The organism is Bacillus sp. RC251, from assembly GCF_044908765.1.
Classification (GTDB): domain Bacteria; phylum Bacillota; class Bacilli; order Bacillales; family Bacillaceae_G; genus Bacillus_A; species Bacillus_A wiedmannii.
Genome location: NZ_JBIYDP010000006.1, coordinates 1 through 22,070 on the forward strand (window position 1 = coordinate 1; position 22,070 = coordinate 22,070).

Consider the following 22,070-nt stretch of genomic DNA (forward strand, 5'->3'; position numbering starts at 1 on the left):
TGATTCGAGTCGTCTTGTTTAGAATTTTGTTGTTGATTCTGATCCGAGCCGTTTTGCTTAGAGTGTTGTTGTTGATTCTGATCCGGGTCGTTTTGCTTAGAGTGTTGTTGTTGATTCTGATCTGAGTCGTCTTGTTTAGAATTTTGTTGTTGCTGCGGATCCTGAGAAGGCTCTTTGTGTTCCTCTTTTTTTTGTTCGCTATTGCTATCTTTATTATGTTTCATACTTCTAGTCTGTTCTTTGTTATCATCCTCTTGATTGTTAGGCTGTTGCTCCGAGTTATCTGTTTCGTTTTTCTCTGTCGTATTTGATTTTTTTTTCTTACGTAGCCAATTCCAGATCATATGTATGCCCTCTTTGATTGTGTAATATAGTGCTATTTTGTGGCTAATTTTGTATATTATTCATTTATTTATGAAAAGAAGGAGGAGAATGGTTTGCATAGAAAAAATCCTTTAGTAAGCAGTTCATACTATGACGGGAAGAGGGCGAGTCTGTGCAATTTGTAAAAAAAGAAAAATTTGTTTTAAGAGAGTTTACGTTTGAAAATGGTAGGGGAATTCCTGTTCAAATGGGGTATGAGACGTATGGTACTTTAAATAGAGAAAGGTCAAATGCAATTTTGGTATGCCATTATTTTAGTGCAACGAGTCACGCGGCAGGAAAATATACAGCGCATGATGGGGAGTCTGGTTGGTGGGATGGTTTAATTGGGCCGGGAAAAGCAATTGATACAAATAAATATTTTGTTATATGCACTGATAATCTTTGTAATGTGCAGGTGAAGAACCCTTATGTGTTTACAACGGGACCGAAATCGATTCATCCGAAAACTGGAGATGAATATGCGATGGATTTTCCGGTTTTTACATTTCTTGATGTAGCTCGTATGCAATATGAGTTAATAAAAGATATGGGAATCTCAAGGTTACATGCTGTAATGGGACCGTCAGCTGGTGGGATGATTGCGCAGCAATGGGCTGTTCATTATCCTCATATGGTAGAGCGGATGATTGGTGTTATTACGAACCCGCAAAATCCAATTATTACGTCGGTAAATGTAGCACAAAATGCAATTGAGGCTATTCAACTGGATCCAAGTTGGAAGGGCGGAAAATATGGAGAAGAGCAGCCAATGAAGGGACTTCATTTAGCAAATAGAATGATGTTTATGAACGCATTTGATGAGCATTTTTATGAAACGACATTCCCTCGTAATAGTGTAGAGAAAGAACCTTATGAAACATTTGCTGCATTAACATCATTTGAGAAAGAAATAAATAAAGTGACATATAGAAGTATAGAGTTAGTAGATGCAAATTCGTGGATATACACTGCGAAAGCAGTTTTATTACATGATATTGCGCATGGATTTTTGTCTTTAGAAGAGGCGCTTTCTAACATAGAAGCAAATGTACTTATGATTCCGTGCAAACAAGATTTGCTTCAGCCGTCACGTTATAATTATAAAATGGTAGACATTTTGCAAAAACAAGGGAAGTATGCGGAAGTGTATGAGATAGAAAGTATAAATGGGCATATGGCAGGAGCATTTGATATTCATTTATTTGAAAAGAAAGTTTATGAATTTTTAAATCGGAGAGTATCTAGTTTGGTGTAGAAAATAAATGGTGTGAAAAAGGTGCGATATATGTAGTAGGCACCTTTTTTTACATGATTTGTAGACGGAAAATATATGTGGCAATTGCTATACCGAAGAATGCGATACTAAGCAATAGAAATAAGAATGACATTTCTTGTGGTGATTTTATCTTTTTATTATTCTTCATACTAAGTGCAATAATTGCGGCGATTAAGAAAATGATGCCCGTAATGAAAAGAAAAAGTGTCATTTTCATTGGCTCCTTTCATAAAACAAGTATATTGAGGATACAATGCACGAGTTATATTTGTAAAGAATAAGTTTTGCGAGAAAATTGAGAAATAAAATTTCCATTCTTTGCGTTCTTTCTTTCGCATGCTAAAATTGACTAGATATGCTTGTTTAAGGAAGAGACTAAAGGTTTTATTGTATATAAGGAGGAACGACATATGACAGAAGTTAAAACAATTACTACAGAAGAAGTGCAAGAGCGTTTAGAAAATGGAGAAACGCTATTTTTAGTAGACGTAAGGGAAGATGAAGAAGTAGCGGCAGGGAAAATTCCAGAAGCTGTACATATTAAAATGGGTGATATCCCAAATAAAGTAGATTTCTTTGATAAAGAGAATGAATATATCTTTATTTGTCGCTCGGGAATGCGCAGTGAAAATGTATGTCATTATTTAAATGAGCAAGGATTTAAAACAATGAACATGGTTGGCGGTATGCTTCAATATGAAGGTGAAACGAAATAAGTAGCTAAAAAAACTTGAAACGTGTTTGTTTCAAGTTTTTTTCTTTTGCATACAGTGTACAAAAGGGGGATAGGTAAATGGGGATTAACTTGCGGAAAGTAAAAATTATTAATAATACAGGGGCTGTTAATGTCGGTGACTGTTATGATATCTCACCTTTAGCTGTAGCAAAAATATATGCAGGTGCTGGAGGATCGAGTGCGGCTGTTTTTTTAAATGGGAAAAGGCAGCCAGAAGCGGTGATTCGAACATCAGTATTTCTTCCGCCATTAGCAACGAGTACACGTACATTAGGTTCGTAGAGGAAAGGTAGAGTGTAATTATGCCTGCTCATATAAAAGAGTTTGTTATTGTGAATAACACTGGGAATATATTTACTGGTGATAATTTGAGTGATACGTCATTTACTGCTACGAAATCCTATAGTGGCTCAATGGGGTGCACTTGGATCGACGTTGTTACAGTAATAGGGACGGAGACGAAGCTTTGTTTACAGCCGGGTGATTCGGTGACGACAACATATACAAGAGGTACTCCTGCCGGTACTGTAACAGGAACAAATATGGGGCAAAGTGTAAATGCATCGAGTATAGCACAAGCTGTCCCTAATACAGATAATATGGATTCAATTGCTGGACTCCCTTAAGGATTTAAGGGAGTTTTTATTATTTCAAATAAAAATAGTCTTTGAGTTTGTTTTTGTAAATACATATTAAGAAGAAGAGGTTTGTTTAATGTAAAAAAGATGGTGTGCAGGTGGTGAAAGTGTGAGAGAGCGCGATAAAAAACATTCATTAAACTCTAATTTCAGAATTTCACCAAATCTTATTGGTCCTACCTTTCCACCCGTTCCAACGGGATTTACTGGCATTGGGATTACTGGCCCAACCGGTCCACAAGGTCCGACTGGCCCTCAAGGACCAAGAGGATTACAAGGTCCAATGGGGGAGATGGGCCCTACAGGACCTCAAGGTGTGCAAGGGATACAAGGACCAGTTGGACCAATAGGTGCAACAGGACCAGAAGGACAGCAGGGGCCGCAAGGATTGAGGGGAGCACAAGGAGCAACTGGAGCGACAGGACCAGAAGGAGTGCAAGGGTTACAAGGTCCGATTGGTCCAACCGGAGCGACTGGGGCACAAGGTATACAAGGGATACAGGGGTTACAAGGTCCGATTGGAGCGACTGGACCTGAGGGACCTCAAGGAATTCAAGGTGTGCAAGGGGTACCAGGTGCAACAGGTCCACAAGGAATACAAGGGGCACAAGGGATACAAGGATCACAAGGACCAAGTGGAAATACAGGAGCAACGGGAGCGACTGGTCAGGGGATAACAGGTCCGATGGGAGTAACCGGTCCAACAGGGATCACTGGCCCATCAGGAGGACCTCCTGGTCCGACCGGGCCGACTGGTGCGACAGGTCCGGGTGGTGGACCGAGTGGAAGTACAGGAGCAACCGGAGTAACGGGAAATACTGGGGCTACAGGAAGTACAGGGGTAACAGGAGCAACGGGAAGTACAGGTCCGACTGGAAGCACGGGAGCACAGGGCTTGCAAGGAATACAAGGGGTTCAAGGGCCAATTGGACCAACAGGTCCAGAAGGTCCGCAGGGTATTCAAGGTATTCCTGGTCCGACGGGAGTAACTGGTGAACAAGGAATCCAAGGAGTTCAGGGTATTCAAGGGGCAACGGGAGCAACAGGGGATCAAGGTCCACAAGGTATACAGGGAGCTATAGGGCCTCAAGGTGTAACAGGGGCGACAGGAGATCAAGGTCCACAAGGTATACAAGGAGTACCGGGTCCAACAGGAGAAACGGGACCACAAGGAGTTCAAGGGATCCAAGGTCCGATGGGTGATATAGGACCAACAGGTCCAGAAGGCCCAGAGGGACTTCAGGGCCCGCAAGGAATACAAGGTGTGCCAGGGCCAGTTGGAGCAACGGGTCCAGAGGGTCCCCAGGGGATACAAGGTATTCAAGGACCGGTAGGAACAACAGGCCCACAAGGTCCACAAGGAATTCAGGGAATACAAGGTGTGCAAGGGATAACGGGAGCAACTGGAGTACAAGGAGCAACTGGAATTCAAGGGATACAAGGGGAAATAGGAGCAACGGGTCCAGAGGGGCCTCAAGGAGTGCAAGGTGCTCAAGGGGCGATAGGTCCAACAGGTCCAATGGGAGCACAGGGAGTACAAGGAGTTCAAGGAATTCAAGGTCCGACGGGAGCGCAAGGAGTGCAGGGGCCGCAGGGAATTCAAGGAATCCAAGGTCCGACGGGGGCAACAGGAGAAACGGGAGCAACTGGGGCGACAGGAGAAGGCACTACAGGCCCAACAGGGGTAACCGGTCCAACAGGGGTAACAGGCCCATCTGGAGGACCAGCAGGACCGACCGGCCCAACGGGGCCATCAGGTCCGGCGGGAGTAACAGGTCCATCTGGTGGACCACCTGGCCCGACAGGAGCAACCGGGGCGACAGGAGTAATAGGAGATACTGGGGCGACAGGCTCAACTGGAGTGACAGGAGCGACAGGAGAAACGGGAGCAACCGGAGTGACGGGTTTACAAGGTCCGCAAGGAATCCAAGGAGTGCAAGGAGAGATAGGTCCGACGGGTCCCCAAGGTGTTCAAGGTCCGCAAGGAATTCAAGGAGTAACGGGGGCCACTGGAGATCAAGGTCCGCAAGGGATTCAAGGCCCACAAGGCGACATAGGTCCAACCGGCCCACAAGGAATTCAAGGCCCACAAGGTTCTCAAGGAATCCAAGGAGCGACAGGGGGAACAGGAGCACAAGGCCCACAGGGAATCCAAGGTCCGCAAGGTGACATAGGTCCGACTGGGCCACAAGGAGCAACTGGAATCCAAGGGATACAAGGAGAGATAGGTCCAACCGGTCCAGAAGGCCCAGAGGGACTTCAGGGCCCGCAAGGAATACAAGGTGTTCAAGGGCCAGTTGGAGCAACGGGTCCAGAGGGTCCTCAGGGGATACAAGGCATTCAAGGACCGGTAGGAGCAACAGGCCCACAAGGTCCACAAGGAATTCAGGGAATACAAGGTGTGCAAGGGATAACGGGAGCAACTGGAGCACAAGGAGCAACTGGAATTCAAGGGATACAAGGGGAAATAGGAGCAACAGGTCCAGAGGGCCCCCAAGGAATGCAAGGTGTACAAGGAGAGATAGGTCCAACCGGTCCGATGGGGCCACAAGGAGTGCAAGGAGTACAAGGAATTCAAGGAGCGACGGGCGCACAAGGAGTGCAAGGTCCACAAGGAATTCAAGGAATCCAAGGTCCGACGGGGGCAACAGGAGATACGGGAGCAACAGGTGCGACAGGGGAAGGGACTACAGGCCCAACAGGAGTAACCGGTCCAACAGGGGTAACAGGCCCATCTGGAGGACCAGCAGGACCGACCGGCCCAACGGGGCCATCAGGTCCGGCGGGAGTAACAGGTCCATCTGGTGGACCACCTGGCCCGACAGGAGCAACAGGTGCGACAGGAGTAACAGGAGATACCGGGGCGACAGGCTCAACTGGATTGACAGGAGGGACAGGAGAAACGGGAGCAACCGGAGTGACGGGTTTACAGGGTCCGCAAGGAATCCAAGGTGTTCAAGGAGAGATAGGTCCAACTGGTCCACAGGGTATTCAAGGTCCACAAGGAATCCAAGGAGTAACGGGGGCAACAGGAGCACAAGGTCCACAAGGAATTCAAGGCCCACAAGGCGACATAGGTCCAACCGGCCCACAAGGAATTCAAGGTCCACAAGGTCCTCAAGGAATCCAAGGAGCGACGGGGGTAACAGGAGCACAAGGCCCACAGGGAATCCAAGGTCCGCAAGGTGACATAGGTCCGACCGGCCCACAAGGCCCAACTGGAATCCAAGGAATTCAAGGCCCGCAAGGAATTCAAGGTCCAACGGGAGCTACAGGAGCAACCGGAGCGACAGGTCCCCAAGGAATTCAAGGCCCACAAGGAATTCAAGGCCCGCAAGGAATTCAAGGTCCAACGGGAGCTACAGGAGCAACCGGAGCGGCAGGTCCCCAAGGAATTCAAGGCCCGCAAGGAATTCAAGGCCCGCAAGGAATCCAAGGTCCAACGGGGGCAACAGGAGCAACCGGTTCACAAGGTCCAACCGGAGCCGGAGCCACTGGGGCGACCGGGGCGACTGGAGTTAGTACAACTGCAACGTATGCATTTGCGAATAATACATCAGGAACCGCTATTTCCGTTTTATTAGGTGGTACAAATGTACCATTACCGAACAATCAAAATATTGGACCAGGAATTACCGTTAGCGGAGGAAATACCGTATTTACGGTTGCGAATGCGGGGAATTACTATATAGCTTATACAATAAATTTAACAGCCTCTTTACTTGTAAGTTCGCGTATAACTGTAAATGGCAGTCCGCTTGCAGGAACAATAAATTCACCAGCAATAGCTACAGGTTCATTTAATGCGACAATCATTGCTAATTTGCCTGCTGGAGCCGCTATTAGTCTGCAGTTATTTGGATTACTTGCAATAGCTACATTATCTACGACAACACCAGGAGCTACGCTAACTATTATTAGGTTAAGTTAATAGGGAGAAAACCTTGGGGCTTTTATGCTTCAAGGTTTTTTATCTCGCATTAATTGCCCGTAAAAGCCCGATTGGTGAGGGCTGATTAAAGTTTCACTTTATCTAGTTATTTGTAGGTAGTCTAATTGGTTAGGAAAGTTTCACTTTATTCACTTGAGCAAAAACATCGCAGTTCGAAAATATATTATAATAGAATGAAAAGAGAGAAATTTGGCAGAAAGGGAGGGTGGCGATGCAGGAGATGGTTACAGATTTTTTGGGGCGCCCACTTCAAGATTTGCGCATATCTGTCATTGATCGTTGCAATTTTAGATGTACATATTGTATGCCAGCGGAAGTTTTTGGGCCAGATTATGCTTTTTTGAAAGATGAGTTTTTACTGACGTTTGATGAAATTGAACGTTTGGCAAAACTATTTGTTAGCATCGGTGTACGAAAAATTAGACTTACTGGTGGCGAGCCACTACTGCGTAAAGATTTAACAAAACTTATTGCTCGTCTCGTGAAAATTGAAGGGTTAGTAGATATAGGGTTAACGACAAATGCAATTCATTTAACGAAACAAGCAAAAGCATTAAAAGAAGCTGGATTACATAGAGTAAATGTTAGTTTGGATGCAATAGATGACGATGTATTTAAGGACATTAATGGCCGGAATATCAATACAAAACCTGTTATAAAGGGAATTATGGCTGCAAAAGAGGCCGGGCTTGATGTAAAGGTAAATATGGTTGTGAAAAAAGGGATGAATGAACATCAAGTACTTCCGATGGCTGCTTATTTTAAAGAGCAAGGAATCACACTTAGGTTTATTGAGTTTATGGATGTTGGTAGTACAAATGGATGGAACTTTGATCAAGTCGTTACAAAGCAAGAATTAATTGAAATGATTCATAGTGTGTATCCACTTGAGCCAGCTGAAGCGCATTATTTCGGTGAAGTTGCGAAGCGATATCGTTACGTTGGAACAAATATCGAAGTCGGTTTTATTACTTCTGTTTCAGAATCATTTTGTTCTTCTTGTACGAGAGCAAGAATTTCGGCAGATGGAAAGTTTTATACTTGCTTATTTGCGACAGAAGGATTGGATGTAAGGGAACTTCTTAGAGGAAATCTTTCGGATGATGAGTTAGTAAGCGTTATACAAGATGTATGGATGAATAGAAAAGACAGGTATTCGGATGAACGGACAGAAGAAAGTGCAAAGAATCGTCCGAAAATTGAAATGTCTTATATAGGAGGATAAGAAAGGGGGCTATCGTATGCAGGAGCGATATTCAAGACAAATATTATTTTCTGGTGTTGGAGAAGAAGGTCAGAGAAAAATTAGAGAGAAGCATGTGCTTATTATCGGCGCTGGTGCTCTCGGGGCAGCGAATGCAGAAGCAATTGTTAGAGCAGGTGTTGGCAAAATAACAATTGCGGATCGTGATTATGTAGAATGGAGTAATTTACAAAGGCAACAATTATATACAGAAGAAGATGCAAAGCAATATAAACCAAAGGCGGTAGCAGCAGCAGAGCATTTACAAGCGATTAATTCTGAGGTGAAAATAAATCCGGTTGTGACTGATGTAACGGTGCAAGAAATGGAAGAGCTAGTGAATGATGTAGATTTAATATTAGATGCGACAGATAATTTTGAAACGCGTCTTCTTATTAATGATATTTCACAAAAGTATAATATTCCGTGGATATATGGTGGTTGTGTCGGAAGCTACGGAGTAACGTATACAATTTTACCAGGAAAAACACCGTGTTTCCGCTGTTTAATGGAACATCCAGCGAGCGGGGCAACATGTGATACGGCTGGTATTATACAGCCGGCAGTACAATTAGTAGTTGCGCATCAAATAACGGAAGCGCTGAAAATATTAGTAGAAGACTATGGGGCACTTCGCGAAACGATGTTATCGTTTGATCTTTGGAATAATCAACAGATGGCATTTAAAGTGAATAGGCAGAAAAAAGACACATGTTTATCTTGCGGAAGATTACGTACATATCCGAGTTTAACATTTGAAGCACAAACGAAAACAGAAGTGTTATGTGGCCGAAATACAGTACAAATCCGTCCAGGTGTGCGGAATGAATTTAATTTAGAAGAAATTAAAAAGCGCTTACAAAGAAGTGTGGATGTAAAAGCTACTCCGTATTTATTATCATTTCCGGTGGAGGAATTTCGGTTTGTTTTATTTACAGATGGCAGGGCGTTTATTCATGGGACGAATGATATAAATATAGCAAAACGCTTATATGCAAGATATATAGGTTGAACCTAAAGGGAGCCCTTTAGGTTCAACGGAGAGAAGATTAAGACTTTCTCGTATAATCTCCACTTTTTCCACCTGTTTTTTCAAATAAGTAAGTTTCGCCAATAATCATACCTTTATCAACAGCTTTGCACATATCGTACACAGTAAGAGCTGTAGCGGAAGCGGCTGTTAAAGCTTCCATTTCAACACCGGTGCTACCTTCTGTTTTAACTTTTACTTCAATAAGTAATCGATATTGTTCTTCGAATTGTTTCCAATCGAAAGAAACGTCAACACCTTTTAATAATAAAGGATGGCACATTGGGATAATATCAGAAGTGCGTTTCGCAGCCATAATACCTGCGATTTGTGCAACTGCTAATACGTCACCTTTCCCAATTTCATTGTGAGAGATTTTATCGTAAATTTCTTTTGTAACGACAATGCTAGAGCACGCAATTGCTGTTCGGACGGTTGCTTTTTTGTCACTTATATCAACCATCTTCGCGCGTCCTTGGTCATTAAAGTGTGTGAATGAAGACATGGAATTCCTCCTTGAAGTAATTTCTATTTAATATATAAAGTTTAATCGAGATAAAAAAAATTGCAAATATGAGGTGAGAAACGATGATAGAAAAACGAATTCCAATTCAAGTTGCTGAGGCAGTAGAGAGAGTAATGGAATATGCGAAAAATGGTGAAGTAGAAGAGGTTTCTATTACGGAAAGTTACGGGAGAATTCTTGGGGAGGATGTTATCTCTGATCATGACGTTCCTCATTTCGATCGTTCTCCTTACGATGGTTTCGCGATTCGAGCAGAAGATACGAAAGAAGCAAATCAAGAGAATGCGATTGAGTTTGAAGTAATAGGAGAAATCGGGGCAGGATCTGTTTTTATAGAAGAAGTAGGACCTTTTCAGGCGGTTCGTATTATGACAGGAGCAGCTATTCCAGAGGGGTGTAATGCAGTCGTAATGCTAGAGCTGACGGAAGGTTTTGAGAAGAATGGAAAAACATATATGAAGGTAAAGCGTCCTTTTAATAGTGGTGACAATGTGTCGTTTAAAGGGGAAGATATAAAACGAAATCAAGTTCTCGTTAAGAAAGGTGTTGCAATCAATCCAGGTATTGCCGCCTTATTAGCAACGTTTGGATATAGTACTGTGAAAGTTGTAAAACAGCCTATTGTTGGTATCCTGACGACAGGAAGCGAATTGTTAGAAGTACACGAGTCGTTACAACCGGGGAAAATTAGAAATAGTAACTCGTATATGATTGCAGCTCAAATTATGAAAGCCGGAGGGAAAGTGCGTTATTATGGCCAACTTGCTGACGAGTTAGATGCATGTTTTGCAGCTGTTCGATCGGCGATGGATGAGGTTGATATTTTAATTACGACAGGCGGTGTGTCGGTAGGAGATTATGACTACTTGCCAGCTATTTATGAAAGATTACAGGCGAATGTACTCTTTAATAAAATAGCGATGAGACCAGGAAGTGTAACGACAGTAGCTGAAGTTGATGGAAAGTTACTTTTCGGTTTATCAGGAAATCCGTCAGCTTGCTACGTAGGCTTTGAGCTATTTGTGCATCCGGTTATAAAAACATATTTGTATGCGAAAGAACCCCACGTATATAGAGCGGATGCTATTTTACAAAAAGATTTTCCGAAGCCAAATCCGTTTACTCGTTTTGTAAGAGCAAACGTGACAATCGTAGACGGGGCATTACAAGCGATGCCGGTCGGTTTAGATAAATCGAGTGCGGTCTCTTCACTCGCCGATGCGAATGCTTTTATTGTGTTGCCTGGAGGAACGAGAGGATTTGAAGCAGGGATGAAAGTATCTGTATTATTGTTAGAGCACGACGAGGGATGTGATTGGCCATGGGCAAAGCCCCTTCAATCTTACAAATAGTAGGATATCAAAATAGCGGAAAAACAACGCTTATTGAGAAAATTGTATATGCATTAGCTGAACGAAACATGAAAGTTTCTACAATTAAACATCACGGGCACGGAGGTTTTCCAGAAGTAGCGCAAAAAGATAGTGAAAGGCACCGAAAAGCTGGTGCTGTTGTCAGTAGTGTAGAAGGCGATGGATTACTTTCACTGTCGTCATTAAGAGAGGAATGGTCCTTGCAAGAAATTATTCGCTTATATGAGTTTTTTGAAGTGGATACAATTTTAATAGAGGGCTATAAAAAAGAGAGCTATCCGAAAGTAGTATTACTTCGTTCTGCGGAAGACGTTGAACTTTTACATAAAGTAGAAAATATAGTAGCGGTTATTACGTGGCATGATGCACCTGCAAACTTACGAGAAGAATATAAAGTATTTCATATAACAGAAGAAGAGTTGTATATAGACTGGTTTATACAAACGGTAAGGAGTACGAAATGACAAATACGTATTATGAAGTAATTGATACAGAAATCTCGATTGAAGAGGTAGCGAAGAAGGTTATTCGCCGCGAATGTGGTGCTGTTACAACATTTATTGGAACGGTTAGGGAGTTTACGAAAGGGCGTCGTACATTATACTTAGAATATGTCGCTTATAAAACGATGGCAGAAAAGATGCTAGAGAAAATTGGCTCAGAAGTGAAAGAGAAGTGGCCAGGTACACACGTTGCGATTACACATCGCATCGGTACACTGCAAATTTCTGATATCGCGGTTGTTGTTGCTGTTTCAACGCCGCATCGTAAAGCGGCCTATGAGGCGAATGAATACATTATGGAACGCATAAAACAAATTGTTCCGATTTGGAAAAAGGAGTTTTGGGAAGATGGAGACTCATGGATTGGTGATCAATTAGAAAAAACACCATATCCGGCGGGAGAGCCTGGGAAGGAGCTATAAGTATGATTCGAGTATTATTATTTGCGCACTTGCAAGAAGAAGCAGGAACAAGTGAATTACAAATAGAGAAAGAAAATATTACGGTTGCAGAGTTAAAAGATGTTGTTGCTAAAGAATATAATGTACCAGTGGCAGCATCAACTATGGTTGCGATTAATGAAGAATACGCAAATGAAGATGATACGATCCGAGATGGTGATGTTGTTGCACTAATCCCACCAGTGAGCGGTGGTTAATATTGGATTCATTAAAACGACTTTCCTACATAGGGAAGTCGTTTTTTTATGGAAGTTTTGCGAACACTAACTTATAGAACAAGGAGGGTGTTATGAAAAAAATATGTGTAGTTATTACAATGCTATGTGCAATCTTTTTCTCTTCTCCAAGTGATTCTTTTGCGAAAGAATCGAGGGAGCAGCTGTTAGAGAGTGCATTATCAAATAGGTACTATTCAATTATTAGACAAGTGACAGAAGATCAGTATGAATGTGCTTCCGTTATAAATATAAAACGTCTCGGTAAGAACGGTGAGTTCGTTCCTAGATTTGAAATTACGCTACAATTTCTTACGTTCCAAGGTGCACATAATCCGCCGAATGATAAAGTTACACTTATTTTGGAAGATTATTTAGATCACGTAAAAATAAAGAAGGTGGAGCGAGAAAAGAATGTTTCTGGTGCTATTGCAGAAAAAGTTTGTGAACGGGAAAAAGAAAAAATAAAAGCTCACTCTAATGATTCAGAGTGATAACTTATGACATTTAGTAAAGAAAGGTAATGAGCGATGGACATACTTTTAGCGATTTTACCGGCTATATTTTGGGGAAGTATTGTGCTATTTAACGTGAAACTGGGCGGGGGACCGTATAGTCAAACGCTCGGTACAACGTTTGGGGCACTTATTTTCTCAATTGTTGTTTATATTTTTATGAAGCCAGTATTAACTCCTACTGTTATTGGAGTTGGAATTGTGTCAGGTTTATTTTGGGCACTTGGTCAGGCGAATCAATTAAAAAGTATTGATTTAATGGGCGTTTCGAGAACGATGCCCATTTCAACAGGACTGCAATTAGTTGCGACGACTTTATTTGGAGTCATCGTATTTCATGAGTGGTCCACGACTATATCGGTCGTCCTTGGCGTTTTGGCTCTTGTTTGTATTATTATCGGTGTTATTTTAACATCACTTCAAAGTGAAGAAGAAAAGAGTGCAGAGCAGGCGGGGAATTTTAAAAGGGGCATTATCATTTTATTGATTTCAACAGTCGGTTATTTAGTTTACGTAGTAGTGATTAGGCTATTTAACGTAGATGGTTGGTCAGCTTTATTGCCACAAGCAGTTGGTATGGTGTTAGGGGGCGTTTTGCTTACGTTTAAACATCATCCATTTAATAAATATGCACTACGAAATATTATCCCAGGATTAATTTGGGCAGCTGGAAATATGTTTTTATTCATTTCGCAGCCGCGTGTTGGAGTGGCAACAAGTTTTTCGCTATCGCAAATGGGAATTATTATTTCAACGCTTGGCGGGATTCTTATATTAGGTGAAAGAAAAACGAAACGCCAATTAACGGGGATTGTTGTAGGTATCGTTTTTATTATCGCAGCCGGAATAATGTTAGGTGTTGCAAAAAGTTAAAGGGGGTATTGAAATGTATAGTGATTTAGCAGGAAAAGTTGTCGTTATTACAGGATCAGCAACTGGTCTTGGAAGAGCGATGGGAGTACGGTTTGCTAAGGAGAAAGCAAAAGTAGTAATTAACTATCGCTCACGAGAGTCAGAAGCGCATGATGTATTAGAAGAAATTAAAAAAGTAGGCGGAGAAGCGATTGCTGTAAAAGGTGATGTGACAGTTGAATCTGATGTCGTGAACCTCATTCAATCTGCTGTGAAAGAGTTTGGTACGCTTGACGTTATGATTAATAATGCAGGGATAGAAAACGCGGTCCCGTCGCATGAAATGCCGTTAGAGGATTGGAATAAAGTAATCAATACAAATTTAACAGGTGCTTTTTTAGGAAGCCGTGAAGCGATTAAATATTTTGTAGAACATGATATTAAAGGTTCTGTTATTAATATGTCAAGTGTTCATGAGAAAATTCCGTGGCCACTATTCGTGCACTATGCGGCGAGTAAGGGTGGTATTAAACTGATGACAGAAACGTTAGCGCTAGAATATGCACCAAAAGGTATTCGAGTAAATAATATTGGGCCAGGTGCAATAAATACGCCAATTAATGCAGAAAAGTTTGCTGATCCTAAAAAACGTGCTGACGTAGAAAGTATGATACCGATGGGCTACATTGGAAAGCCGGAAGAAATTGCAGCAGTCGCAACGTGGCTCGCTTCATCAGAAGCGAGTTACGTAACTGGAATTACGTTATTTGCAGATGGTGGAATGACTTTATACCCGTCGTTTCAAGCAGGTCGCGGGTAATATAAAAGGACAAAGAGGTTTATCTCTTTGTCCTTTTTTCTGCAAAAAAAATAGCGGTCGGCTATTTTAAATTTAATGATTAATTGTATCTTGAAGAAATTCTGTTGCTTGATGTTCAGAAACATTTTGCACAAGTGCAACTTCGCTAATCATCATTTTGCGTGCATTATCTAGCATTTGTTTTTCGCTCGCATTTAATGCTCTCTCTTTATTACGGCGAAGTAAATCGCGAACAACTTCTGCGCTATCTTGCAGATTGCCGTTTTTCATTTTTTCCATATTCATTGTATATCTCTGTTTCCAGGAAAGTGATGTGTCTGATTCCCCGTTTTGAAATTCAAGAAGTATAACATCTAACGTACCTTTATCTACGATATAACGAATACCTGATTTTTGTAATTGATCCATAGGAAGCATTATTTGCATGTCTTTACTAATGATACGTATCACACAATATTGACGTGTTGTTCCTAATATTTCTTTCTCTTCAATGGCTTCGATGACTCCTGCGCCGTTCATTGGATAAACGATTTTATCGCCAATTTGAAACAAATCATCCACCTCCATATGTGGTAACCACTTTTAATGATAGCACAAGTAAACAAAAATGTCAAATTTTATATAATACCATAATGTTAATATTATAGTCAATAAGTAAAAGCTCTTTTTTATATATATTTTTTGCTCTTACTTATTGATGATTTTTTTGAAAAATAGTACAGGCGAAGAAAGAAGGCATATCCACTTATTTTTAAGCATAAAATGTAAAATCGCTAATACAATATACCTAAATCCGTTCTTTGCAAGGGAGGGAGAGAAGGTGGGGCGCACAATAAGAATTGATATTACAAATAAAGTTGTAGCTAAATTTAGACCGGATTATTTGGAATTATATACGAGTAAATTTATGATAGGTAAGTTTTATGTCTATACTGAAGGTAAACAATATGTGTTAGAAGACGGATATATATATGAAGACGGAAAATTTTATCGCATCATAGATACGCACCGTGGCAATAATCAAGCGGCGGAGGGCTGCGATCTAGGATGGTGTTAACATGATTCGTGTAAAAGTGTTTGATGAAAGTCACGAAAAAGACTTAGAAGACGCTGTAAATGTTTTTTTGAAAAAGATTGATGATAGTAATTTTGTAGATATTAAGTACCAAGTCGGTGTTTCTATTAATGATGACGAAAACCAAATTTATTGTTTTTCAGCAATGATCGTTTATAAAGCATAAAAAAGAGCTGGGTGAGCCAGCTCTTTTTTATGCTTTATGTTGGGACAACATGTGTCGGTAATACGTTCATAATAGATTGAGTTTTGCCTAATTTCTTTTTCGCTAAAAGAGGCTCCCCTGTTTCATGGTTTTGGGCATCTGTACACATACCAAGGTGATAACGATCACCTAAAAATGGATCGATATAAAAACCGTTTTTGAATACTTTATCATTCGGATGTTTTTCATGGTGAATGTCAGAGCAATTAATGCAATAGAACATAGCTTTCATCCCCTTTTTATTTTTGTTTGAAAAAAGTGAGTTGGTAGTCATTTCGCTCCTAAGGAAATGTTGAGGAGAAGAGAAATAACTACCTACTCAAATGGTGGGCATATTCCTTCTGATTTTTCATATCTCGCGTAGTGTCCCTGAGGGAAGGAGGAGAGACGAAATACGCATGATATACGTAAGGCACTTCTTTCAAGATGAATGATGGAGTTTCATGTTGAGAGAAGTTTTTATTTTTTGTTGCCTTTGTGAGTATATTATGAGGGAATGCTCAGAGGGTGTTTGTCCTGTTGAAAAAATGTTGAGAATTTCTCAATAATAAAAAATAACTAGCGTTGACATGAAACTAAAAGGTGTTATATTATCAAAGTGTAACCAAAAGGTGTTATATTTAATTGCCGAATAAAGGAGAATGAAAATGGAACAACAAAATACATTAACTGATATTAAACAAACGATCGTTTTTAACGCGTCTATTCAAAAAGTATGGAATGTAGTATCAACTGCAGAAGGGATTGCGTCATGGTTTATGCCGAATGATTTTGTATTAGAGGTAGGACATGAATTTCGTGTGCAATCACCATTTGGCCCATCACCATGTAAAGTGTTAGAAATTGATGAACCAAACCATCTATCTTTCTCATGGGATACAGATGGCTGGGTCGTTTCATTTAATCTGAAAGACCTAGGAGATAATAAAACAGAATTTACGTTAATTCACGGCGGCTGGAAACATCCTGATGAAATTCTTCCGAAAGCGAGTGCGAAGAGCTCTATTATTCGCGATAGAATGAGTGGCGGCTGGGTAGCGATTGTAAATGAAAAACTGAAAAAGGTTGTTGAAGGCTAAGTGTCTTCATCAGCAGCGAAATATGATGTATTTCAAGCAATTGCTGATCCAACCCGCCGAGAAGTAATACGGTTATTAAGTGATAAAGAGTTACCGATTTCCAAAATAACGGATCATTTTCCGATGAGTCGTACTGCGGTTGTAAAGCACCTTCATATTCTTTCGGAAGCGAATTTAGTAAGCGGAAGAAAAAGCGGAAGAGAGAAGATATATCGTTTGCATCCAGAACCATTAGAGGAATTACAACAGTGGCTCTCATATTATGAACGTTTTTGGGATAATAAATTATCTATGCTGAAACATATTGTGGAGAATGAAGAGTAAAAAGAGGATGACCAAAATGGTCATCCTCTTTATTATTGCTCACTTGTTTGAGTAGCTGGTTTTAATAAAATCCAAGCGATAATTAGTGTAAATACTGCTAATACGAAAGTACTCATATAAATGACGTGTACACTTGATGCTAATGCGGATTGCGATTCGGTTACTACGTTTGCTGTAGTTCCTCCGTGTCCGCCGCCAGATACAAGATCAAGGTTTTGAATACCGCGTGCATGAATCATCGTATTAAAGATTGTGCCAAAGATTGCAGCACCTAACGTTTGACTAAATGTATTAATAAATGTGTTTAAACCAACGGCTGTTCCGCGTGTATGAGCTGGTACAGCTGCTTGAATTGTTACCATATAAATAGGTGTCACAAGCCCCATTCCTAATCCGAATAATCCGACTGCTACATAAATAAGGAACGATGGTGAATTTGTTGATAATGTAAATAATAAGAACGTAGCGACTGATAAAATGCTAGCTCCAAGTAAAATGATTTGTTTCGTTTTTAATTTGCCTACTAAGTTACCAGAGAAAATAGCGCCAAATGTCCACATAACAGGGATTGGCATTAAAATAAGTCCGGCTTCTGTCGCATTTTTTCCTAATACACCTTGGCTCCAAATTGGAAGGTACATTGTAATACTAATGATCATTGCGCCAGCAATGAGCGTTAATATGTTTATTGTAGATAATGTACGGTTAGAGAAAAGTGCTAGCGGAATTAATGGTTCCGGAGATTTTTTCTCAATGAATAAGAAAATAATGAATGAAACGACGGCAAAGATTAATAGGCCGATAATTGTTATGTCGCCCCAGTTTTGCTTACTGCTACCTGTTAATAATGCATATAGTAGAGCGATCGTACTTAATGAGAAGACTGTTGCACCAAGATAGTCGATATGGTGTTTAGCGGGCTTAATAGATTCTTTGTAGTAAATGGCGATCATTAAGCAAGCGATAATTCCAAATGGGACGTTTAAGAAGAAAATATAACGCCAAGATAGAGAATCAACTAAAAATCCACCGACTAACGGTCCGATAACACCCGATACACCCCAAACGGCACTCATCCAACCTTGTGCTTTCGCGCGGTCTCTCGCTTCGCTATATAAGTCTCCAATAATCGTCATTGTGATCGGCATAACAGCACCAGCACCTATACCTTGAAGAGCACGGAAGAAGATTAATTGTTCCATTGATGTAACGACTCCGCAAAGCGCAGAACCGATTAAGAAGATTGTAGCTCCGATGAGTAAAACTTTTTTACGGCCGAATAAATCAGCTAACTTTCCGTATATTGGAGTCGAAACAGCTGTTGCAAGCATATAAATTGCATATACCCAACTAACAAGTTCGACGCCTGACAAATCACTCGTTATACGAGGGATCGCTGTACTAACAATCGTTCCTTCTACCGCAGAAAGAAACGTCATTAGCATTAAAGACATCATGACTTTTTTTCTCATATTTTTTCCCCTTACCCTTTTTTAAATATTCAACAATATAAAATATAAAGGTACTAAGGTATATAAAGCAACAAAAAAGCAATGGGAAGTCAGGAGGAGCGTATATTTATCGTTCCTTGTCGGTAAGTCGATATATTTAAGAAAACGCCGATATAATTTCATATACCTATAAAAAAAGAAACAGGAAGCCCCTGTTTCTTTTTTTAATATTGCATTTTTGCGTTTTCTCCAGCTGTTGTTCCGGCAATTCTACCAGTAACGAGAGCAGATGTAATATTATAGCCGCCAGTATAACCGTGAATATCAAGAACTTCTCCGCAGAAATATACGCCGTTCATGAATTTAGAAGACATTTCTTTCGGGTTAATTTCTTTAACGGATACACCGCCGCCAGTAACGAATGCTTTTTCAATTGACTGCGTACCATTTACATTCACAGTAAACTCTTTAAAGTCTTTCACAAGTGCACGAATCTTCTCGTGAGAAACTTGTCCAGCTTGTTCGCTGCCATCAATTTCATTCTTTTCTAATAAGAATAGGAAGTAACGTTCAGGAACATAACCTTTTAATACATTTTTAATTCCTTTTTTCGGATCTTCTTTCATTTGTTTCAGTATGCGCTGGAATAGTTGTTCACTATTTTCTTCTGGCAATGCATCGATACTCATTTGAATCGTATTCGTTTTAAACTTTTTCAGTGCTTTCACGACGAATTGGCTACAACGAAGAGCGGCAGGACCAGATAGGCCGAAATGAGTGAAGAGCATGTCCATTTTGTGAGAAATGATAGCTTTTCCTTTCGGGTTTAATACGCTTAAGTTAACATCGCGTAAAGCAAGACCTTGTAAGGAGCGATCACGAATAAATGGTTCGTTTGAAAGGATGGGTACTTCTGTTGGGAATAGCTCTGTAATTGTATGCCCAGCTTTTTCAGCCCAAGCGTATCCGTCTCCAGTAGAGCCAGTTTGAGGAACGGATTTTCCGCCAACAGCGATAACGACATGATTCGTTTCTAACACTTCGCCAGTTTGCAGTACGACTGCTTTCGTTTGACCGTTCTCATATTCAATTGTTTCAACCGGTGTATTCGTACGGATTTTTACACCTAAGTCTTTTAATCGTGTTAAAAGTGCGTCTACTACTGATTGTGCTTTATTTGATACAGGGAACATGCGACCATGATCTTCTTCTTTTAGTTGCACGCCAAGCTTTTCGAAGAATGTAATAATATCTTCATTATTGAAAATAGAAAAAGCGCTGTATAAGAAGCGACCGTTTCCTGGTATATGTTTAACGATCTCATCAAGTGGTAGACGGTTCGTTACGTTACAACGACCACCACCAGAAATCGCAAGTTTACGCCCTAGTTTATTTCCTTTATCAAGAAGTAAGACACTTGCGCCTTCTTCTGCAGCACCGATTGCAGCCATTAGCCCAGAAGGCCCGCCACCGATGACAATAACATCATAATGCATAATATATCGACCTCATTTTCTACATTTCCTGCCTAAAAGAATAGCATGTTTTCCCTTAAAAGAAAAATAGAGTGAAGTACTGCTTAAGGAGAGAATTGTGGTACAATACAAAAGTTAGAGTTCAGCACTATCCTGCTATTTGTGGGCCATAGGACTAAAACCTTAAGAGTTAGGGGAAGTCTAATAGTTCTCGAATGCTCGAATAGTTCAATTAATTATAGTTTCACTTTATGTAGATGTAGGAGGATTTTTGTATGTCCGATTCGAAATTTCTGCGCGGAACGCTTATTGTTACGTTAGGGACATTTTTAGTAAAGTTCTTAGGCATGATTTACGTCTTTCCGTTTCATGCATTAGTAGGTACAGAAGGCGGAACGCTCTATACATATGGATACATTCCATATACGATCTTTTTAAGTATTGCAACGGCAGGGGTGCCGCTTGCTGTTTCCAAATTTGTTTCCAAATATAATGCGCTTGGCGATTATAAAACGAGCCGGAGAATGTTCCGCTCGGGAATGGTTATGATGATAGTAACAGGAGTTCTTTCGTTCCTAGTTCTATACATGACAGCGCCACTGTTTGCAGAAGCAATGCTTGGTAAACAAAGTATACACAGTAATGTAGAAGAAGTTACGACGATTATTCGTCTTGTAAGTTTTGCACTTATTGTTGTACCGGCAGCGAGTTTAATTCGTGGTTATTTCCAAGGTCACCAATCGATGGGACCGACTACTGTTTCGCAAATTATTGAACAAATTATTCGTATCGTCTTTTTATTAGCGGGTAGTTTTATCGTTATTAAAGTACTTGGCGGTACAGTTGCAACAGCAGTTGGGGTAGCGACATTTGCTGCGTTCGTTTCAGCAGTTGGAGCGCTCGGTGTACTCATTTGGTACTGGCTAAAACGTAAAAAACATTTGGATCAATATTTAATTGAACAAACTGTACCAGAATCGACAGTGAGTACGGTTCAATTATTTAAAGAATTATTTGCATATGCGATTCCTTACGTTGTAATTGGGTTAACAATTCCTTTATATCAACAAATTGATACATTGACATTTAACTCAATTATGCAAGCGATTGGCCAAGGGGATATCGCAGAGCGAGCGCTTGGTATTTTCACAATGTGGACGCATAAATTAATTATGATTCCTGTATCGCTTGCAACAGCGTTTAGTTTAACGCTTGTACCAGCGATTACAAAATCATTTACTGAAAAACAATACCGTTATTTAAAGTTACAAATTACACAAACATTCCAGGCAAATATGTTCTTAACATTGCCAGCAGTTGTCGGTATTTCAACACTTGCGTATCCAATTTATACTGCGTTCTATGACTCAGATCCACTAGGTGGACAAGTATTAATGTGGTATGCACCGGTTGCGTTGTTATTCGCTTTATTTACAGTAACAGCAGCAATTCTGCAAGGAATCAATCAACAAAAACATGCGATTGTCGCGCTTATTATGGGTGTTATTTTGAAATTCGTATGTAACGTAATCTTTATTCGTTATTTCGGTACAGTTGGAGCGATTTTAGCAACTGCAGTCGGATTCTTAGCTTCCGTATGGTATACGAATCGACAAATCAAAAAACATGTACACTATTCATTTGGTGTTGTATATAAGAGAACTTTCCAAATTGCAGTATTAACACTTGTAATGGTCATTGCTGTAAAGTTATCACAATGGACTCTGTCCTTCATGATCTCACCTGATGGCCGAATGGGTGCTCTTATTACAGTTGTGGTTTGTGCAGGTATTGGTGGTCTTGTGTATGGATTGTTAGCAATTCGCACAGGAGTACTTGAACGAGTATTTGGCGGAGAAGCGTTAGAGAAAATCCAACGTAAACTTGGCAATAGATTCAAAATAAAGTTGAAATCAAAAGGGGCGTAATTACGTCCCCTTTTCTATGATAAACAA

25 protein-coding genes and 1 pseudogene are annotated in these 22,070 nt (G+C 40.6%); 19 read left to right on the forward strand and 7 right to left on the reverse strand.

Going from position 1 to position 22,070, the window contains the following annotated elements; genetic code table 11:
* Positions 1-344 (reverse strand): annotated as a pseudogene (locus ABH961_RS18920) (spore germination protein); the annotation flags it as partial.
* A gap of 152 nt (positions 345-496) precedes the next feature.
* On the opposite strand from ABH961_RS18920, the gene ABH961_RS18925 reads away from it, so the two are divergent.
* Positions 497-1,621: a homoserine O-acetyltransferase family protein gene (locus ABH961_RS18925; protein WP_098080053.1), complete on the forward strand. Its 1,125-nt coding sequence runs from the start codon at positions 497-499 to the stop codon at positions 1,619-1,621.
* Positions 1,622-1,670: 49 nt separating this feature from the next.
* On the opposite strand, the gene ABH961_RS18930 is transcribed toward ABH961_RS18925, so the two are convergent.
* A complete protein-coding gene (locus ABH961_RS18930; RefSeq protein WP_000171896.1) occupies positions 1,671-1,853 on the reverse strand; it encodes a hypothetical protein in 183 nt (60 codons plus the stop codon).
* A 199-nt stretch (positions 1,854-2,052) separates the two neighbouring features.
* On the opposite strand from ABH961_RS18930, the gene ABH961_RS18935 reads away from it, so the two are divergent.
* The 6 genes from ABH961_RS18935 (at position 2,053) to ABH961_RS18960 (ending at position 9,223) form a co-directional block, all read left to right on the forward strand.
* Complete coding sequence (locus ABH961_RS18935; RefSeq protein ID WP_000141210.1) at positions 2,053-2,358, forward strand: rhodanese-like domain-containing protein; 306 nt, start codon at positions 2,053-2,055, stop codon at positions 2,356-2,358.
* Between the two features lie 77 nt (positions 2,359-2,435).
* Positions 2,436-2,660 carry a spore germination protein gene (locus ABH961_RS18940; RefSeq protein WP_000512462.1) on the forward strand — a complete coding sequence of 75 codons (225 nt, stop codon included), beginning with the start codon at positions 2,436-2,438 and terminating at the stop codon, positions 2,658-2,660.
* A gap of 20 nt (positions 2,661-2,680) precedes the next feature.
* Entirely contained in the window at positions 2,681-3,004 is a 324-nt protein-coding gene (locus ABH961_RS18945) for a hypothetical protein (RefSeq protein WP_001110863.1), read from the forward strand.
* A 121-nt stretch (positions 3,005-3,125) separates the two neighbouring features.
* Entirely contained in the window at positions 3,126-6,947 is a 3,822-nt protein-coding gene (locus tag ABH961_RS18950; RefSeq protein WP_404519797.1) for a BclA-related collagen-like exosporium protein, read from the forward strand.
* A gap of 232 nt (positions 6,948-7,179) precedes the next feature.
* Positions 7,180-8,193: a GTP 3',8-cyclase MoaA gene (moaA, locus tag ABH961_RS18955; protein ID WP_098080049.1), complete on the forward strand. Its 1,014-nt coding sequence runs from the start codon at positions 7,180-7,182 to the stop codon at positions 8,191-8,193.
* Between the two features lie 16 nt (positions 8,194-8,209).
* Entirely contained in the window at positions 8,210-9,223 is a 1,014-nt protein-coding gene (locus ABH961_RS18960) for a molybdopterin-synthase adenylyltransferase MoeB (protein ID WP_048540776.1), read from the forward strand.
* A 37-nt stretch (positions 9,224-9,260) separates the two neighbouring features.
* On the opposite strand, the gene moaC is transcribed toward ABH961_RS18960, so the two are convergent.
* Positions 9,261-9,746, reverse strand: coding sequence for a cyclic pyranopterin monophosphate synthase MoaC (gene moaC / locus ABH961_RS18965; RefSeq protein ID WP_048540774.1), 486 nt, complete (start codon positions 9,744-9,746; stop codon positions 9,261-9,263).
* Between the two features lie 83 nt (positions 9,747-9,829).
* Between moaC and moeA the strand changes: the two genes are divergently transcribed.
* From moeA to ABH961_RS19000, 7 genes are all read left to right on the forward strand, one after another.
* Positions 9,830-11,119, forward strand: a complete 1,290-nt coding sequence (gene moeA / locus ABH961_RS18970; RefSeq protein ID WP_098080047.1) for a molybdopterin molybdotransferase MoeA — start codon at positions 9,830-9,832, stop codon at positions 11,117-11,119.
* Positions 11,089-11,604, forward strand: coding sequence for a molybdopterin-guanine dinucleotide biosynthesis protein B (gene mobB / locus ABH961_RS18975; RefSeq protein WP_048540769.1), 516 nt, complete (start codon positions 11,089-11,091; stop codon positions 11,602-11,604). The genes moeA and mobB overlap by 31 nt, the downstream gene beginning before the upstream one ends.
* The gene (moaE, locus tag ABH961_RS18980; protein WP_000185929.1) at positions 11,601-12,065 is read left to right on the forward strand and encodes a molybdopterin synthase catalytic subunit MoaE; all 465 of its coding nucleotides are present in this window, start codon (positions 11,601-11,603) and stop codon (positions 12,063-12,065) included. Before mobB ends, moaE begins: the two co-directional genes overlap by 4 nt.
* 2 nt (positions 12,066-12,067) lie before the next feature.
* Positions 12,068-12,301 carry a molybdopterin converting factor subunit 1 gene (gene moaD, locus ABH961_RS18985; RefSeq protein ID WP_098077517.1) on the forward strand — a complete coding sequence of 78 codons (234 nt, stop codon included), beginning with the start codon at positions 12,068-12,070 and terminating at the stop codon, positions 12,299-12,301.
* 92 nt (positions 12,302-12,393) lie between these two features.
* Positions 12,394-12,813, forward strand: a complete 420-nt coding sequence (locus tag ABH961_RS18990) for a DUF3888 domain-containing protein (RefSeq protein WP_098080045.1) — start codon at positions 12,394-12,396, stop codon at positions 12,811-12,813.
* 36 nt (positions 12,814-12,849) lie between these two features.
* The gene (glcU, locus tag ABH961_RS18995) at positions 12,850-13,707 is read left to right on the forward strand and encodes a glucose uptake protein GlcU (protein ID WP_048540762.1); all 858 of its coding nucleotides are present in this window, start codon (positions 12,850-12,852) and stop codon (positions 13,705-13,707) included.
* A 13-nt stretch (positions 13,708-13,720) separates the two neighbouring features.
* Positions 13,721-14,506 carry a glucose 1-dehydrogenase gene (locus tag ABH961_RS19000; protein WP_000286669.1) on the forward strand — a complete coding sequence of 262 codons (786 nt, stop codon included), beginning with the start codon at positions 13,721-13,723 and terminating at the stop codon, positions 14,504-14,506.
* Between the two features lie 72 nt (positions 14,507-14,578).
* Here ABH961_RS19000 and ABH961_RS19005 read toward each other — a convergent pair whose 3' ends face one another.
* Positions 14,579-15,073, reverse strand: coding sequence for a CarD family transcriptional regulator (locus tag ABH961_RS19005; protein ID WP_000451450.1), 495 nt, complete (start codon positions 15,071-15,073; stop codon positions 14,579-14,581).
* A gap of 253 nt (positions 15,074-15,326) precedes the next feature.
* Here ABH961_RS19005 and ABH961_RS19010 point away from each other — a divergent pair, with 253 nt between their 5' ends.
* Together ABH961_RS19010 and ABH961_RS19015 are read left to right on the forward strand one after the other, a co-directional pair.
* Positions 15,327-15,563, forward strand: a complete 237-nt coding sequence (locus ABH961_RS19010; protein WP_000533808.1) for a DUF2553 family protein — start codon at positions 15,327-15,329, stop codon at positions 15,561-15,563.
* Position 15,564: 1 nt separating this feature from the next.
* Entirely contained in the window at positions 15,565-15,747 is a 183-nt protein-coding gene (locus ABH961_RS19015; RefSeq protein WP_000621751.1) for a sporulation protein Cse60, read from the forward strand.
* A gap of 34 nt (positions 15,748-15,781) precedes the next feature.
* Here ABH961_RS19015 and ABH961_RS19020 read toward each other — a convergent pair whose 3' ends face one another.
* Positions 15,782-16,009, reverse strand: a complete 228-nt coding sequence (locus ABH961_RS19020; RefSeq protein ID WP_141520065.1) for a DUF3973 domain-containing protein — start codon at positions 16,007-16,009, stop codon at positions 15,782-15,784.
* A gap of 424 nt (positions 16,010-16,433) precedes the next feature.
* Between ABH961_RS19020 and ABH961_RS19025 the strand changes: the two genes are divergently transcribed.
* A complete protein-coding gene (locus ABH961_RS19025) occupies positions 16,434-16,865 on the forward strand; it encodes an SRPBCC family protein (protein WP_098080041.1) in 432 nt (143 codons plus the stop codon).
* Positions 16,866-17,189, forward strand: a complete 324-nt coding sequence (locus ABH961_RS19030) for an ArsR/SmtB family transcription factor (protein WP_000098837.1) — start codon at positions 16,866-16,868, stop codon at positions 17,187-17,189.
* Between the two features lie 32 nt (positions 17,190-17,221).
* Here the strand turns inward: ABH961_RS19030 and ABH961_RS19035 are convergent, their stop codons facing one another.
* Positions 17,222-18,661, reverse strand: a complete 1,440-nt coding sequence (locus tag ABH961_RS19035; protein ID WP_075311134.1) for an MDR family MFS transporter — start codon at positions 18,659-18,661, stop codon at positions 17,222-17,224.
* 203 nt (positions 18,662-18,864) lie between these two features.
* Positions 18,865-20,136 carry a BaiN/RdsA family NAD(P)/FAD-dependent oxidoreductase gene (locus ABH961_RS19040; RefSeq protein ID WP_404519805.1) on the reverse strand — a complete coding sequence of 424 codons (1,272 nt, stop codon included), beginning with the start codon at positions 20,134-20,136 and terminating at the stop codon, positions 18,865-18,867.
* Positions 20,137-20,390: 254 nt separating this feature from the next.
* Between ABH961_RS19040 and ABH961_RS19045 the strand changes: the two genes are divergently transcribed.
* A complete protein-coding gene (locus tag ABH961_RS19045) occupies positions 20,391-22,043 on the forward strand; it encodes a putative polysaccharide biosynthesis protein (RefSeq protein WP_001284033.1) in 1,653 nt (550 codons plus the stop codon).
* Positions 22,044-22,070: the final 27 nt, after the last annotated feature.